This is a genomic window from Lentilitoribacter sp. EG35 (genome assembly GCF_040784015.1).
Lineage (GTDB): Bacteria > Pseudomonadota > Alphaproteobacteria > Rhizobiales > Rhizobiaceae > Lentilitoribacter.
In genome coordinates, this window is sequence record NZ_JBFNGQ010000001.1 from 317,785 (window position 1) to 334,441 (window position 16,657).

Below are 16,657 nucleotides of genomic sequence, written 5' to 3' on the forward strand. Positions count from 1 at the left end.
AACGGGATGGTGACGAGTTTTGACGGCAATAACGACGTCGATGGCGGACCAGTCGATCATATCCCGGTTCTTCTCTCTGAGGTTATTAAGGCACTTGAACCTTCAGATGGAAAACTAATCTTTGATGGCACGTTTGGTGCCGGTGGTTATAGTACCGCTTTTTTGGAGCGAGGCGCAAATGTTATTGCCACAGATCAAGATCCAGATGTAATTGATAATGCATCCCATCTTGTTGAAAAATATGCCGAACAGCTTTCGTTAAAACATGCCAAGTTCTCTCAAATTTCTGATTTTTGTGAAGATGGCACACTTGATGGCGTCGTGCTGGATATCGGCGTATCTTCTATGCAGATTGATCAGGCAGAACGCGGGTTTTCATTTATGCAAGATGGTCCGCTTGATATGCGCATGGCACAAGATGGGGTAACCGCTGCTGATGTTGTTAACCGTTTGAAGCTTGGCGACCTCGCAAGAATTTTTGGATTTTATGGTGAAGAGAAAAAGGCTGGTCGTCTTGCACGTGCGATAGTCGATGCTCGTGCAGAGCAAGAGTTTCATACGACTGGCGAACTTGCAAAACTCATTGAAAAAACATCGCCAAGAAAAATGAAGGATCGTATTCATCCAGCAACACGTGTTTTTCAGGCGTTGCGAATCTACGTCAACGATGAGTTGGGTGAGTTGGCGCGATCTTTGTTGGCCGCTGAAAAAGCATTGAAGCCTGGTGGGCGTTTGGTTGTTGTTACGTTTCATTCATTAGAGGATCGAATTGTGAAGAAGTTTTTCGCAGATCGTTTTGGGCGGATTTCAGGTTCGCGACACCTTCCTCAAGTCCATGTTGTTGAGGCAAGTTTTGAGGCGATTGGCAAAAAAGGTGTGATAAGTGCCAGAGATGAAGAGCTCGCGATCAATCCTAGATCACGCTCGGCGAAGCTGCGAGCTGGAATTCGTACTCATGCTCCCGCAGGCACATCTGATATGAAGGTCTTTGGTTTGCCTGATTTGTATCCATTGCATTTAGTTTTGAGGAGTTCCTAGATGTTTAGAGCATTTGAAGTTATCCTCATGGCCCTGATCCTCAGCGCGTCAGCCTATACGTTTCATATTAAGGGGCAATCGGAGGATCGTTTGGCGGAAATTAAACGCCTTCAGAGTGAAATTCGTGATCACAAAGATACGATCGATTTATTAGAAGCTGACTGGAGTTTGCTTAATCAGCCAAGTCGAGTTCAGAAATTAATTCAGGCATTTCAAGAGCAATTGCAATTGCAAACGACTGAAGCACAACAGATTGTAACTGCCAGTGAATTGCCCCGATTTAGGCCGGAGCCTGAAGTAGATGCAATTGCTGATGCAATTATGACAGGCTCGGTGGAATGATCATGAAATTATTCCGTTCAACATTTTCTGGATCAAAAAATGCATCTCCTGAAAGCGCTATCTTAATAGATGGAAATCATAAAGCAGATGCAAATCGTGGTGGTAATCGTGTCGCACTAGCTATGATAGCCTTCATCTTAGTATTTGCCACAATGGGTGGACGACTTATTGAGTATGGTCTTCGATCACCAGAGACAGTATCTTCCATTCCACCAAGCAATCGGCTTCTTGCCTCCCGCCCTGATCTTCATGATCGCAACGGGGAAGTATTGGCAACGGATATTCGAACTGTCTCTCTATTTGCACAACCACATAAAATTATTGATCCTGATGAAGTGGTGGAGCAGCTTGCATTGGTGTTGCCGGATCTTGATATCAAAAAAACATATCGGAAACTGTCGTCCAAATCCCGTTTTCAGTGGTTACAACGTCAGCTTACACCAGGCCAACAAAATGCGATTCTCGCTAGAGGGATTCCAGGCATTGGTTTTAGGCCAGAAAAGCGCCGCTTTTACCCTGGTGGTCCAACCGCTTCTCATGTTGTAGGGCATGTCAATATCGATAATGTTGGCATTGCGGGCATGGAGAAGTTTGTTGACGGGCAGGGACTTGGCGATCTAGCGCTCGCAGGGCTAACAGTGGATGAAGCTTTAGAACCTGTTCAATTATCATTGGATCTTCGTGTTCAGCACGTTTTGCGCGATGAGTTATCTGCGGCAATGGAGCGATATAAAGCAATTGCGACGGCAGGTGTTGTTCTCGATGTGCACACTGGAGAAGTGATTGCGCTATCTTCACTACCTGACTACAATCCGAATGATCCTGTTGATGCGCTGAAAAAAGATCGTTTGAACCGGATGACGGCGGGAGCCTATGAAATGGGCTCGACGTTCAAGGCATTTACCACTGCAATGGCACTTGATTCTGGTCATGTTACTATGAATAGTCGTTTTGATGCACGCAAGCCGATCCGCATCGGTGGTTTTACCATCTCTGATTTTCATGGAAAGAAACGTGTTCTGTCTGTTCCTGAAATCTTCATTTATTCGTCCAATATTGGCACCGCAAAAATGGCGGATGTTGTAGGTATCGAAGGTCATCGGGATTTCCTAAAACGTTTAGGCCTTCTTGATCGTATGAAAACGGAACTCCCAGAAGTTGCCAGACCTTCTGAGCCGGCAAAGTGGAAGAAAATCAATTCTGTTACCATTTCATTTGGCCATGGTGTTGCGACTACACCGTTGCAAACAGCTGTTGCGGCGGCTGCATTGATGAATGGCGGCAAACTTATTTCGCCAACATTTTTGCCAAGATCACGCGAAGAGGCCGACAAAGTTATGCGGCACGTGATGACCGAGAAGACCAGTCAATCTATGCGAACACTTATGCGTATGAATGTTGAAAAAGGGTCTGGACGCAATGCCGAGGTTGAAGGCTATTGGGTTGGTGGCAAAACGGGAACGGCTGAAAAAGTCGTCAATGGTCGGTATTCTTCGAAAGTAAGGTTTAATGCGTTTTTATCGGCGTTTCCAATTGATGATCCGCAATATGTTGTCCTGGTCATCGTTGATGAACCAAAGCCAGAAGAAGGCAAGAAATACGCAACCGCTGGTACAAATGCAGCTCCGACGGTACAAGCTGTCATCAGACGCTCTGCTGCTCTTTTAGGTGTTCGCCCAAAATTCGGGAAAAACGGTGAAGCTTTACTTCAATCATACTAATAAACCACATTTTGAACGCAAGTTTGTGGTATAGATTCGGCCTGATTGCGGATATGAGGGTAGCATGAAATTAGACGACATGATTGAATTGGTGGGTTTAAAACTTACCAATCCGGAGTCTCACAAATCAAATCCTGTTATTGTTGGAATTAATATAGATAGTCGTAAGGTTAAGTCCGGCGATGTCTTCTTTGCTCTATCCGGCAGTCGTGCAGAAGGTGCAGACTTTGTTGCTGATGCTATTTCGCAAGGTGCGATAGCGATTGTTTGCGAAGATAGCTCTAATATAGCTGATAGCACTGTTCCAGTGTTGCGTTCAGAGAATGCACGCCTTGCATTGGCGCGGATTTCAGCGAAATTTTATCCTAATCAGCCGCGCTGTATCGTGGCGGTAACTGGAACAGCGGGCAAGACATCAGTTGCTTCTTTCGTTCGCCAGATTTGGGAATTTGCAGGAGATCAGGCCGCGATGATCGGCACCACCGGAGTCATTTCTCCAAAGGGTACCGAATATGGTAGCTTAACGACGCCCGATTCAGTGACACTTCATAAACTGCTTGATCAACTGGCGCAGGATGGTGTTACCCATTGTTCTATGGAAGCTTCAAGTCATGGTCTTGATCAATATAGACTTGATGGGGTTGAGTTAACCGCAGGGGCGTTTACGAATTTAGGCCGTGATCATATGGATTATCACCCTACTATAGAGCATTATTTGGATGCGAAGCTTGAATTGTTCAGGCGTGTTTTACCAAATGGTGCTCCGGCAGTGATTTTTGCAGACGATGAATATTCGCAAGCAACCATTTCCGCGGCCAAGGCTGCCGGAAATAATGTGCACACCGTGGGGCGAAATGGCAAATATTTGACGGTTAAACGTGTTGAACAATTGCGCCATAGTCAACGCGCCGAAGTTATGTTTGATGGCCAATTGTTTTCATTAGATTTGCCTTTGGCTGGTGATTTTCAACTTTCCAATGCGCTTGTAGCTGCTGGTTTATGTATCTCGACTGGTACATCGGCTGAGAGTGTGTTTAAGGCGCTTAGCCAGATTAAAGGGGCTCCCGGTCGGTTAGAGTTAATTGGTAAATCTAAGTCTGGTGCCCCTGTTTATGTCGATTATGCACATAAACCGGATGCACTTGAACAGGTGTTAAGCGCGGTTAGACCGTTTACCACTGGGCGTATTGTCTTAGTCTTTGGCTGCGGTGGTGATCGAGATAAGGGCAAACGCCCGATCATGGGAGAAATCGCGCACCGTTTATCTAACATCTCAATTGTGACAGATGATAACCCGCGTACAGAAAATGCCGCTCAAATTCGATCTGAGATTCTTAAAGCCGTGCCCGATGCCATTGAAATAGAAGGACGAGGCGAGGCCATAGAGCAAGCAGTTAGAATGCTGAAAGAGGGTGATACTTTGGTTATTGCAGGAAAAGGGCATGAAGAAGGACAACTTGTCGGAGATGTAACCTTGCCATTTTCGGATCATAAAGAAGCATTGAAGGCTATTAAGGGTGCTTACTGATGGATCTTCTTTGGACAATTTCCGATATGATCTCGGTTATGCATGGTCGTGCACATGGTAATATGCCTGAAGGTATTACAGGCATCTCAATTGACAGTCGTAATATGGATCAAGGTGGCGCATTCTTTGCTATTAAGGGCGATCGATTTGATGGGCATGAATTTGTAACGTCAGCGCTTGCAAATGGTGCAGGTGTCTTGGTTGTCGCAGAGGAAAAAATACCTTCACTTGTGAGCCTAACCGCACCGATGATAATTGTGGAAGACGTTTTAGTCGCAATGGAGGCTTTAGGCCGAGCTGCCAGAGCCCGAGTAGCAGGTAAAGTGATTGCTATCACCGGATCTGTTGGCAAAACAACTGCCAAAGAAATGTTGCGAACAGCGCTTAGCCCATCAGGAAAAGTTCATGCTTCTGTGGCTTCATTTAATAACCATTGGGGTGTTCCCCTAACTTTGGCTAGAATGCCAAAGGATACTAATTTCGGTGTTTTTGAAGTCGGAATGAACCATACGGGAGAGATTAGAACACTCATAGATATGGTCCAACCTCATATAGCTTTGATTACCACCGTTGAAGCTGCACATATGGGCAATTTTAACGACATTGCCGAGATCGCAGATGCGAAATCTGAAATTATGGAAGGTGTTATTTCAGAAGGTTCTGTTGTTTTAAATCGAGATAATGATCAGTATGACCACCTTTTAGAGCGTGCAGAAGAACTAGGCATGGCTCAAAATTCAAAGTCTTTTGGTCAAGATGAACGATCCGATTTTAGATTGATTTCTTGTAAGAGCCACAGCGATTGTTCGTGTTTCAGTATGATTATTGATGGCGAAGAAGCTGCCGTCAAACTCGGCGCCCCAGGCGATCATCTCGTACAAAATGCACTTGGTGTATTGGGTGTTTGCTCGCTTGTTGGTGCTGACATGGCACGTGCTGCCTTAGCGCTTGCTGATTTTTCTGCCGAAAAAGGTCGAGGTGCTCGCACTCAATGCTCAATTGGTGATGGAACATTCACACTCATTGATGAAAGTTACAATGCAAATCCTGCATCCATGCGTGCAGCCATTTCCCTTCTTTCATCCACAGATGTGGGGCGCGGGGGGCGACGAATAGCTGTTTTGGGTGATATGTTGGAGATGGGCCGATTCTCAGAGGCACTTCATGCAGAACTTGCGGAGCCATTGTATGAGGCGCAGGTGGATATCGTTGCTCTTTCCGGTCAAGATATGAGCCATTTGGCTGATGTCTTGAGAGGTGAAATCCAGGTTTATTATCGGTCTGAAATCAAGGCGATAATTGATTGGTTGGTTACTAAATTGCGCCCGGGCGATGTTGTTATGGTTAAATCATCACTTGGTGTTGGTTTTGGAAAAATAGTTAAAAAATTGCTGGAACAATTTCCTGAAAGCAATGAACAAGAATAATCGCCAATTCGGTGATAAGGGGGATTTATGTTTGTTTGGTTGGTTGAGTTTTCGGATAGTTTTCCTCTTTTTAACTTGTTCAGATATATCACATTTAGAACCGGCGGGGCATTATTTACCGCTGCCTTAATCGTCTTCCTGTTTGGTCCTAAAATGATTGATTCACTCAGAGTTAGGCAGGGGCGAGGGCAACCCATTCGTGCTGATGGACCTCAGACACATTTCAAAAAGGCAGGTACACCAACAATGGGTGGCCTGATGATTTTGGCCGGTATCATTGTTGCCTCTCTCTTATGGGCGGATCTTGCAAATACGTATGTTATTACAACGCTACTTGTGACTCTAGGTTTCGGTGCGATCGGGTTTTATGATGATTATTTAAAGGTTTCGAAACAATCAGATAAAGGTTTTTCCAGTCGTGTACGATTATTGCTTGAATTTTTATTCGCAGGAGTTGCAGTTTATTTCATTTTAAATCAGTCGATGATTGCAACGTCGGACCAAAGCAACACGTTTGCGACATCACTGTCATTTCCGTTCTTTAAGGATTTTCTTTTAGATCTAGGTATCTTTTTCATTCCATTTGGTGCGTTTGTTATCGTTTCAGCCGGTAACGCTGTTAATCTGACGGATGGTCTTGATGGTTTGGCAATTGTTCCTGTTATGATAGCTGCGGCGTCTTTTGGTGCGATTGCTTATCTTGCAGGTAATGCTGTTTTTGCCAATTATCTGCAGATACATTTTGTTCCGGGAACGGGTGAACTCGCAGTTATACTTGGCGCTGTCATTGGTGCTGGTTTAGGCTTTTTGTGGTTTAACGCACCGCCCGCTGCTATTTTTATGGGGGATACTGGGTCATTGGCGCTTGGCGGTCTTGTTGGTACAATTGCAGTTGCGACAAAGCATGAAATTGTTATGGCAATTATCGGTGGTCTGTTTGTACTTGAAACAATGTCCGTGATCATTCAGGTGGCATCTTTTAAGTTAACTGGCAAGCGTGTATTCCGAATGGCACCAATTCACCATCATTATGAGAAAAAGGGATGGACTGAAAGTCAGGTTGTGGTGCGCTTCTGGATTATCGCGGTTATGCTTGCGATGGTTGGTCTTGCTACCTTGAAATTGAGATAAGTGTATGATTGCGGCCACATCATTTAATGGTAAGAAAGTTGCCTTGTTTGGGCTTGGTGGATCGGGTGTAATCACTGCGCAATCACTGCAAGCTGGTGGCGCTGATCTTACCGCATGGGATGATAATCCTGCACAGGTGAACGTTGCTAAGAATCTCGGAATATCAACAGGCGACTTGCGAAATGTAGATTGGTCATCGATTGACACATTCGTGCTTGCCCCCGGTGTTCCTCTTACACACCCAAAACCACATTGGAGTGTTGAGAAGGCGAATGCCAATAACATACCCATAATTGGCGACGTTGAAATATTTTCGCTAGAGAGGGCAAATGTAGCACCAGATGCACCTTTGATCGCTGTTACAGGAACAAATGGAAAGTCAACGACGACAGCCCTTATCGCGCATATTTTAGAAACTGCTGGTAGAGATGTACAAATGGGTGGCAATATTGGAACTGCCATTCTTTCATTGGACGAACCGTCCGGCGATAAATACTATGTGGTTGAATGCTCATCCTATCAAATTGATCTAGCACCATCTCTTCATCCAACAGCTGGGATATTATTAAATCTGACACCTGATCATCTGGATCGGCATGGTTCTATGGAGCATTATGCGAGTGTGAAATCACGACTTGTTGAGAAAAGCGATACGGCAATTCTTGGCGTTGATGATGTGTGGTGCCGTGACATCATTCGAAAATTATGTGAGGCAGGACGAAATCCAAAGCAGGTTTCCGTTCAAACTGAGATTGAAAGCGGACCATATTTAGAAGGTTCGAATTTGATTAAACCAAGCAATGCTCATAAAGATGTATTGATCGAACTTGATGGAATCGAAACGTTACGTGGGCAACATAATGCTCAAAATGCAGCGGCCGCGACACTCGCGTGTATGGATGTCGGTTTAAGTACAGAGCAAATTCAGAGCGGAATGCAATCATTCTCCGGTTTGCAACATCGAATGCAGCCAATCGCAAAGTTGGATAATGTCATATTCATTAATGATTCAAAAGCCACCAATGCGGAGGCTGCAGCGCCCGCACTGCAAAGTTATGAAAATATTTTTTGGATATTAGGTGGCCTTGCAAAGGATGAAGGTATTCGACCGCTTGCGCCATTGTTTAACCGTGTTAATAAGGCATTTCTTATCGGCGAGGCTGCACCAGAATTTGCGGCTGAGTTGGGAGGGCGCGTTGATTTCGAGATTTCAGAATTAGTAGATCGTGCCATTCGCGCGGCTACTCATGCAGCTGTTGAATTTTCCAAAAATACAGGGCAGGCATCTGCCATATTGTTTTCTCCAGCTTGCGCTAGCTTTGACCAGTTTCGGAATTTTGAAATTCGTGGCGATTGTTTTGTAAAAAATGTTGCACGAATTCCTGGTATAGAAATGCTGATTCCATATCAAATGAATGAGGATGCGTGATGGTTAGCCGTATTGAACGAGGGCCTGTTGCCAATTGGTTTTGGACAATTGACCGTTTTTTATTGCTCGCATTCATCATCCTTATCTTTTTAGGTTTCATGATGTCCTTTTCTGCCAGCCCCTCCGTTGCTGAACGCATTAATTTGGATGGTTCTCATTTTATAAAACGTCATGCCGTTTTTATGATTCCGACATTAGCGGTGCTTGTCTCGCTATCCTTTTTAGAAGCGCGGATGGTTCGGCGAATGTCAATTCTTTTGCTTCTCGGGGCACTTGGGTTAATGCTTTTAACGCTTTTTATTGGTGGTGAAGTTAAGGGTTCTCGGCGTTGGATATCTTTGTTTGGTTTCACACTTCAACCATCAGAGTTTATGAAGCCTGCATTTGTCATTATATGCGCGTGGCTGTTTTCAGAGCGTTCTCGACACCCTGAAATTCCAGGAAACCTGTTTGCTATTATCTTGTTTGGTATCGTTGCAGCGTTATTGGTTGCGCAGCCTGATTTGGGGCAAACGATGCTTGTTACAGCTGTTTGGGCATCCATGTTCTTTCTCGCAGGCATGCCATGGGTTTGGATTATAGTTCTTGGCGTCCTGGGTATTGTTGGCTTTGCCGTTGCCTATACAATATTTCCACATGTGGCTGGCCGCATAGATAGATTTTTGACAGGCGAAGGCGACACATTTCAAGTCGACACCGCGCGTGAGGCTATTATTAGAGGCGATTGGTTTGGGCGAGGCCCAGGTGAAGGTACAATCAAAAAGATTTTGCCGGATAGTCATACAGATTTTGTCTTTGCGGTTGCAGCTGAGGAGTTTGGTATAATTTTCTGTTTGGTGCTGGTTGCCATCTTTGCATTCATCGTTTTGCGCTCTTTTGTTCATGCAGCCAGAGAAGAGGATGAGTTTACAAAGTTGGCGGTGTCCGGATTGGCGCTTTTGATCGGCGCTCAATCAATGATTAATATCGGAGTAAATTTAGAACTACTTCCTGCAAAAGGAATGACACTTCCGTTTATATCGTATGGTGGTTCATCGATGTTGGCGATTGCTATATCAGTTGGTTTCTTGCTTGCACTGACCCGCCACAGACCGGAAAAACGAGCGCGTAATCATGTCGTTCGACGATCAGGTTCGATGGTCTCTTCAGTCACAGAATAGGTGTAATATGGAACAAAAAACCTATCTATTAAGCGCAGGTGGCACAGGCGGGCATTTGTTTCCAGCACAAGCTCTTGCAAATGAATTGCGTTCTCGCGGCGCGAAAGTGCATCTTGCGACCGACAACCGGGCTGCAAAATATGCAGGTGATTTTCCTTGTGATGAGATGCACGTCATTCCATCTGCAACTTTTGGATCAAAGAACCCTGTTAAGATGCTTCTAGTTCTATGGAAGCTTTATTCCGGCATAAAGCGTGCAAGCAAAGTTCTTGCGAAAGTTAGACCGCATGCTGTTATCGGCTTTGGTGGATACCCGACTATTCCGCCGCTAATTGCTTCGACCAAATATGGCTATCCATCTATATTGCATGAGCAAAATGGTGTTATGGGCAGAGCCAACAAGTTTCTTGCTGGTAGGGTTACCGCAATAGCGGGTGGTTTTTTGCGCGATGATGTGGGTCCATTTTCTGACAAAATATTCGCGACAGGTAATCCAATTCGTCAGGCCGTACTTGATGTTGAGGGTATGCCTTATGTGGCATCTAAAAAGAATGAACCATTTAATCTTGTTGTATTTGGTGGAAGCCAAGGCGCACGTTTTTTTGGACGTACATTTCCTCAAAGTTTGGGTTTACTGCCAGAAGAGTTGCGAAAGCGAATTCGTCTGACGCTTCAAGCGCGACCGGAAGACTTAGAATATGCGAAAGAGCAATGTGCGGCACATGGTGTTGATGCCTATGTTGCACCCTTTATTGATGATATGGCATTGAAAATTGCAGAAGCTCATCTCGTTATTTCAAGATCTGGCGCATCTACGGTCACAGAGCTTGGCGCAATAGGTCGGCCTTCAATTCTTGTGCCGCTTCCCCACGCTCTGGATGATGATCAGGGTGTGAATGGCCAAAACATGGTTGGTATCGGTGGTGCGACAATGGTTCGCCAACCGGAATTAGATGAAAACAAACTAGCGGGACTGCTCGAAAATAGTATGAATGCGCCTGATGAGCTGGCGGAAATGGCAGGAAAAGCGAAGCTTGCAGGAAAATTGAATGCGACAAGCTTGCTTGCTGACATGCTAGAAGCTATTGCGGATGGTCAAACGATTAAAGAATTTAAGGAAACACACGCATGAAAATGCCAGAGACAATCGGCCTTGTTCACTTTGTTGGAATTGGCGGCATCGGGATGAGTGGGATTGCCGAGGTGCTTCATAACCTTGGATATAAAGTGCAAGGGTCTGATCAATCAGATAGTGCCAACGTTCAGCGCCTTCGAGAAAAGGGCATTGACGTTTTTATAGGGCATTCCGCTGCCAATTTAGGTGCCGCAGAAGTGTTGGTTGTTTCGACGGCTATTAAACAAGATAATCCCGAGCTTGTGGCAGCGCGTGAAAAACTGCTTCCCGTTGTACGACGAGCTGAAATGCTTGCTGAGCTGATGCGGTTTCGCAATTCAATTGCTATTGGCGGCACGCACGGCAAAACGACCACAACATCCATGGTTGCGACGCTTCTTGAAGCGGGCGGATTAGACCCAACTGTTATCAATGGTGGCATTATCAATGCTTATGGTACCAATGCGCGGATGGGTGAGGGTAAGTGGATGGTTGTCGAGGCGGATGAGTCTGACGGAACATTTTTAAAGCTTCCGGCCGATATTGCTGTTGTGACCAACATTGATCCAGAGCATTTAGATCATTATGGAGACTTTGACGCAGTTCGTGCAGCGTTTGCGCAATTTGTCGAAAATGTCCCATTCTATGGTTTCGGCGTGATGTGTTTGGATCATCCGGAAGTGCAGGCCCTTACAAGTCGTATTTCAGATCGCCGCGTTGTGACATATGGCGAAAATCCGCAAGCTGATGTGAGATTTATTAATCTTAGGCAAAAAGGTGGTATGTCAGTGTTCGATCTTGAAATCAGAGATCGCAAGTCTTCCGATATCGTATTGGAAAAAGATTTGAAACTTCCTATGCCAGGTAAATATAACGTTTCCAATGCAACGGCAGCGATTACGATTGCGCTGGAACTGGGTTTAACGACTGAGCAAGTTAAAGAAGGTTTGGCCAAATTCGGCGGTGTAAAACGTAGATTTACGCATACAGGTTCCTGGAATGGAATGGATATTTTTGATGATTATGGTCATCATCCCGTCGAAATTAGTGCCGTTCTGGGCGCGGCGCGCGAAGCATGTAATGGACGTGTTATTGCTGTTGTTCAACCTCACCGTTATTCACGCCTTGAAAGTCTGTTAGATGAATTTTCATCTTGTTTCAATGATGCGGACACGGTTATTCTTGCACCAGTATTTGCTGCTGGAGAAGATCATATTGAAGGAGCAGATTCTGCCGCTCTGGTTTCACGTTTGAAAACTGCTGGTCATAGAGACGTTAGATTAATTGATGGTCCTGCCGATTTAGCGCCGCTTGTGAAAACAATAGGTCAGAAGGGAGATTTCCTTCTTTGCCTTGGTGCCGGTAGTATTACACAATGGGCCGCAGCATTGCCGAAAGAACTGGAAGCATTGGAAAAGAGTTAGAAATGGCCGGATATAATTGTACGAATTTAGTAGAGGAACTTGGCGATAAGCTCTCTGTTATTCGTGGGCGCATAACAGAAAATGCGCCGATGTCCCAAATCACTTGGTTTCGTACCGGTGGGCCGGCTGCTATCTTGTTTCAGCCTGCGGACGAAGATGATCTTTCTGCTTTTTTGTCTCTTCTACCACAGGAGGTGCCAGTTTTCCCCATCGGTATGGCGTCCAATTTAATTATTCGTGATGGTGGACTTAATGCTGTGGTTATTCGTTTGTCGGCGAAGGGCTTTGGTTTTGCTAATCAGATTTCAGACACTGAACTTGTCGCTGGAACGGCTTGTCCAGATAAACGCTTGGCAGTAAAAGCGCTGGAAGCAGGTATTGGTGGAATGCATTTTTATCATGGTATTCCAGGTTCAATAGGCGGAGCACTGCGAATGAATGCCGGCGCTAATGGCCGAGAGACAGTTTCATGCGTTAAAGAAATTCATGCTGTAGATAGGTCAGGAACGAAGCATGTTCTTAGCAATGCTGACATGGATTTTTCCTACAGAAAATCAGGGTCATCACGTGATCTCATTTTTACAAAAGCTGTGTTTGAAGGTGAACTAACCTCAAAGGACGATATTCAAAAAGCTATGGATGAAGTTCAGCACCATAGAGAAACGTCCCAACCGATCAAAGAGAAAACAGGCGGATCAACGTTTAAAAACCCCAAGGGATATTCAGCTTGGAAGCTTGTTGATGATGCGGGTTGTCGTGGTCTGACAATCGGCGGCGCACAAATGTCACCGATGCATTGCAATTTTATGATCAATATGGGGCAGGCGACATCTTATGATTTGGAGCGTTTAGGCGAGACAGTCAGGCAAAAAGTACTGATAAATTCTGGCGTTCAATTGGAATGGGAAATCAAGCGTTTAGGCGATTTCCCATCCGGTCAGAGTGTTGAGCCGTTTTTAGGTCAGTTGCTTTAGGCTCCTCTGAAAAATTCGTTTCCCCGATAGGGTTTGCCTGTTTTATTTGTCACAAACAGTGTCTCACAGTGAAATTAATCTTTTCCTCGAATTATCAAACAGAACTTGAATTCACCTCAATCCTCTGATTCTTATGGTATAAAGATTTGCTAAGTGAGTCGGCGTTTAAGCATTTCTAGTTCCAGTAAAAATTGGGGGAATGTATGTCAAAAAAACATGTCGCAGTACTCTATGGTGGCTTCTCATCTGAAAGACAGGTTAGTTTATGGTCGGGCGAGGCCTGTGCCAATGCGTTGGAACGTGTCGGTCATAAAGTAACGCACATTGATGTTGATCGAGATATTTCGAACACTCTTACGGAGATTAAGCCGGATGTTTGTTTTAATGCGCTTCATGGACCGTTTGGTGAAGATGGTACTATTCAAGGCTTACTGGAGTTTTTAGCTATACCCTATACCCATTCAGGTGTTTTAGCGTCGGCGCTTGCAATGGACAAGCAGCAATCGAAAATCGTAGCAAGTCATCACGGTATTCCAGTTGCTGAGGCCAAATACATGGACCGGCATGACTTTCCGTCCACACACCCTATTGAGCCGCCATATGTCGTTAAACCAGTTTCAGAAGGTTCGAGTTTTGGCGTGGTTATGGTCAAAGAGGATCAACGCCATCCACCGCAAATCATAAAATCGAACGAGTGGTCCTATGGCGATCACATTATGGCAGAGAGATTCGTGCATGGACGCGAATTAACCTGCGCTGTGATGGGCGATAGGGTTCTCGGCGTTACAGAAATATTTGAACAAGGCTCCAGTTTCTACGACTTTGACGCAAAATATAAAAAAGGTGGGTCAAAACATCAATGTCCTGCAAAAATTTTACCAAATATTTACCAAGAAATTGAGATATTGGCTTTGAAGGCCCATAGAGCGATTGGTTGTCGCGGTGTGAGTAGGTCAGATTTTCGATTTGATGATCGTTTTTCCGAAGATGGAGAGCTCATTTGGTTGGAGGTTAATACTCAACCGGGAATGACCGAAACGTCTTTGGTGCCAGAGCTGGCCCAACATGCGGGTTACAGTTTTGAAGAATTTGTTAATTGGATGGTGGAAGACGCTTCGTGCTCTCGTTAGGTAAAAGAAATTCTGCTCAAGCTAGCATCGCACATCGTGGCGATGGTGAGCATTCTTTTATCAATCGTATGTTCCGTCCCGTTCTTCGCCGGACCCGCAAATATTCTGCTGGATTTACTTTAGATGAAATTATCGTTCCTAAGCATTTAGGATCTGCTTTGACGTTAGCTTTTTTTGCTGGTGTTTTGAGCTACGGCACATTTATCGGTGGTCACAGCAATGTGGCCATGCGTACAGTGACATCTGCGGTTGGGTTTGCTGTCGAAGAAATTCAAATCTCCGGCAATGCTGAAACATCTGATATTGATGTATTGCAGGAGCTAGGCTTAAACGAAACGTCTTCTCTGCTAACGCTGGATTTAGCGGCCGCACATGCAAAATTAATGTCATTGCCTTGGGTTAATCATGTTGAACTGCGCAAAATCTATCCTGCGTCGCTTCAGGTTAAACTGGGTGAGCGCCAAGCATTTGCGATCTGGCAGCATGGTAGTCAGCTGTCACTCATTGATAATGATGGTGATGTCATTACGCCGTTTGATGGCGTTACTGGCCAAGGACTTCCATTATTAGTTGGGGTCGGGGCAGAACAAGGTGCGAGTGAGTTTTTAAATAAACTTGCCAGTTGGCCAAGTGTTTCAACTCAATTGAAGGCCCTCATTCGTGTGGCTGAGCGTCGTTGGGATGTGCGACTTGATAATGGTGTAACGCTTAACCTCCCTGAAAAAGATGTTGATGTTGCTTTGGCTCAATTTGAGGAGTTGAACCAAGAGCAGGATTTACTGCGCAGAGATATAGCGGAAGTTGATTTGCGTTTGTTAGACCGTGTAACGGTTAGATTAACGCCAGAGGCGCAAGAGCGTCGGAAATCTGCACTTCTAGAGCGCGCAAAGATGTTGAAGAAGGAGACGCGCTCATGAGTTTCTTTAAACAATCATCTTCGCTTCCAAGGCTAAAGCCGCTATCTTTGAAACGTCCTAGCATTGTGACTGTTTTGGATATTGGTTCCTCTAAAACTGTTTGTCTTATCGGGCGCTTGACTCCCTTGGCTTCCGCAGAGGTTTTGTCTCAGCGAACCCATAAAGTTGATATCATTGGAATAGGGCACCAAAAATCGCGCGGCATTAAAGCTGGCGTGATTATGGATCTTGAAAAAGTCGAAAGCTCAATTCGTTTGGCCGTTGAAGCTGCGGAGCGCATGGCTGGCGTGACCGTTGACTCGCTCATTGTAAATGTGAGCGGTGGGCGGCTTAAGAGTGAAGTGTATACTGCTGCGGTTGATTTAGGTGGCCATGAGATTTCACAAAGTGACATTTCAAATGTCGTCAATCTTGTAACGCAGCGCACACTAAGTCATGAAAGATCCATACTACATTCATTGCCAACAAGTTATGCGCTGGATGGCGAGCGCGGTATAAATGACCCTGAAGGGATGTTTGGCGATAAGCTTGGTGTTGACCTGCACGTATTAAGTGGTGATCGTTCGCCTCTTAAAAATTTGGAGCTCTGTATTAATCGCGCTCATTTGACTGTTGAAGCTATGGTTGCCACACCCTATGCCTCTGGTCTTGCGTCAATTGTTGCAGATGAAGCTGAAATGGGTTGTGCTGCAGTCGATCTTGGCGGTGGGACGACAACGATTTCTGTCTTCAACGAAGGTAAATTTATCCACGCAGATGCAATTGCCCTCGGTGGGCATCATGTCACAATGGACTTGGCGCGTGGTTTAACGACTAAGTTTGAAGATGCTGAGCGCATTAAAGTTATGCATGGTTCATCGCTTCCATCGGCTTGTGAAGATCGAGATATGATTTCAATACCGCCAATTGGTGATAGTTCTAACGATCACTCCGCACAAGTTTCAAAAGCTATGGTTGCCAAGATTGTTAGAGCACGTGTTGAAGAGACGCTTGAATTGGTTCGCGATCGTATTCAACAGTCAGGTTACGCCTCCATAGTGGGGAAGCGAATAGTGTTAACGGGTGGCGCAAGTCAGTTGACTGGTTTGTCGGAAACAGCGCGAAGAATATTAGCGCGCAGTGTACGTATTGGTCGACCACTTGGCGTCTCAGGTCTTCCTGCTGCGGTAAAAGGCCCCGCCTTTTCTGCGGCAGTAGGATTAATGATTTACCCGCAAGTTGCTGATTTTGAAGCTCATGCTTCTCATTCATATATGTCAGCAGCAAGCGGGGCAGGCGGACGGCTAGCTCGGGTTGGGCACTGGCTTAAAGAGAGTTTTTAA

Annotated in this window: 14 protein-coding genes; all 14 read left to right on the forward strand. The window is 45.3% G+C overall.

Annotated elements, in window-relative coordinates:
* Positions 1-6: 6 nt before the first annotated feature.
* The gene (rsmH, locus tag AB2J24_RS01455) at positions 7-1,038 is read left to right on the forward strand and encodes a 16S rRNA (cytosine(1402)-N(4))-methyltransferase RsmH (protein WP_367384169.1); all 1,032 of its coding nucleotides are present in this window, start codon (positions 7-9) and stop codon (positions 1,036-1,038) included.
* Positions 1,039-1,380, forward strand: a complete 342-nt coding sequence (ftsL, locus tag AB2J24_RS01460) for a cell division protein FtsL (protein WP_162652644.1) — start codon at positions 1,039-1,041, stop codon at positions 1,378-1,380.
* The gene (locus AB2J24_RS01465) at positions 1,377-3,101 is read left to right on the forward strand and encodes a peptidoglycan D,D-transpeptidase FtsI family protein (protein ID WP_420883602.1); all 1,725 of its coding nucleotides are present in this window, start codon (positions 1,377-1,379) and stop codon (positions 3,099-3,101) included. Before ftsL ends, AB2J24_RS01465 begins: the two co-directional genes overlap by 4 nt.
* Positions 3,102-3,180: 79 nt before the next feature.
* Positions 3,181-4,629, forward strand: coding sequence for a UDP-N-acetylmuramoyl-L-alanyl-D-glutamate--2,6-diaminopimelate ligase (locus AB2J24_RS01470; protein ID WP_420883608.1), 1,449 nt, complete (start codon positions 3,181-3,183; stop codon positions 4,627-4,629).
* Positions 4,629-6,056 carry a UDP-N-acetylmuramoylalanyl-D-glutamyl-2,6-diaminopimelate--D-alanyl-D-alanine ligase gene (locus AB2J24_RS01475; protein WP_367384172.1) on the forward strand — a complete coding sequence of 476 codons (1,428 nt, stop codon included), beginning with the start codon at positions 4,629-4,631 and terminating at the stop codon, positions 6,054-6,056. Before AB2J24_RS01470 ends, AB2J24_RS01475 begins: the two co-directional genes overlap by 1 nt.
* 27 nt (positions 6,057-6,083) lie before the next feature.
* Positions 6,084-7,187, forward strand: a complete 1,104-nt coding sequence (gene mraY, locus AB2J24_RS01480) for a phospho-N-acetylmuramoyl-pentapeptide-transferase (RefSeq protein ID WP_162652640.1) — start codon at positions 6,084-6,086, stop codon at positions 7,185-7,187.
* 4 nt (positions 7,188-7,191) lie between these two features.
* Positions 7,192-8,616 (forward strand): UDP-N-acetylmuramoyl-L-alanine--D-glutamate ligase, encoded by a 1,425-nt coding sequence (gene murD / locus AB2J24_RS01485; protein ID WP_367384173.1) that lies wholly within the window; start codon positions 7,192-7,194, stop codon positions 8,614-8,616.
* The gene (ftsW, locus tag AB2J24_RS01490; protein WP_367384174.1) at positions 8,616-9,776 is read left to right on the forward strand and encodes a putative lipid II flippase FtsW; all 1,161 of its coding nucleotides are present in this window, start codon (positions 8,616-8,618) and stop codon (positions 9,774-9,776) included. Before murD ends, ftsW begins: the two co-directional genes overlap by 1 nt.
* 7 nt (positions 9,777-9,783) lie before the next feature.
* Positions 9,784-10,908 (forward strand): UDP-N-acetylglucosamine--N-acetylmuramyl-(pentapeptide) pyrophosphoryl-undecaprenol N-acetylglucosamine transferase, encoded by a 1,125-nt coding sequence (locus tag AB2J24_RS01495; RefSeq protein ID WP_367384175.1) that lies wholly within the window; start codon positions 9,784-9,786, stop codon positions 10,906-10,908.
* Complete coding sequence (gene murC, locus AB2J24_RS01500; RefSeq protein WP_367384176.1) at positions 10,905-12,314, forward strand: UDP-N-acetylmuramate--L-alanine ligase; 1,410 nt, start codon at positions 10,905-10,907, stop codon at positions 12,312-12,314. The genes AB2J24_RS01495 and murC overlap by 4 nt, the downstream gene beginning before the upstream one ends.
* A 2-nt stretch (positions 12,315-12,316) precedes the next feature.
* Positions 12,317-13,288 carry a UDP-N-acetylmuramate dehydrogenase gene (murB, locus tag AB2J24_RS01505; protein ID WP_367384177.1) on the forward strand — a complete coding sequence of 324 codons (972 nt, stop codon included), beginning with the start codon at positions 12,317-12,319 and terminating at the stop codon, positions 13,286-13,288.
* A gap of 203 nt (positions 13,289-13,491) precedes the next feature.
* The gene (locus tag AB2J24_RS01510) at positions 13,492-14,418 is read left to right on the forward strand and encodes a D-alanine--D-alanine ligase (RefSeq protein ID WP_367384178.1); all 927 of its coding nucleotides are present in this window, start codon (positions 13,492-13,494) and stop codon (positions 14,416-14,418) included.
* Positions 14,406-15,335 carry a cell division protein FtsQ/DivIB gene (locus AB2J24_RS01515; RefSeq protein WP_367384179.1) on the forward strand — a complete coding sequence of 310 codons (930 nt, stop codon included), beginning with the start codon at positions 14,406-14,408 and terminating at the stop codon, positions 15,333-15,335. Before AB2J24_RS01510 ends, AB2J24_RS01515 begins: the two co-directional genes overlap by 13 nt.
* A complete protein-coding gene (ftsA, locus tag AB2J24_RS01520; RefSeq protein WP_367384180.1) occupies positions 15,332-16,657 on the forward strand; it encodes a cell division protein FtsA in 1,326 nt (441 codons plus the stop codon). Before AB2J24_RS01515 ends, ftsA begins: the two co-directional genes overlap by 4 nt.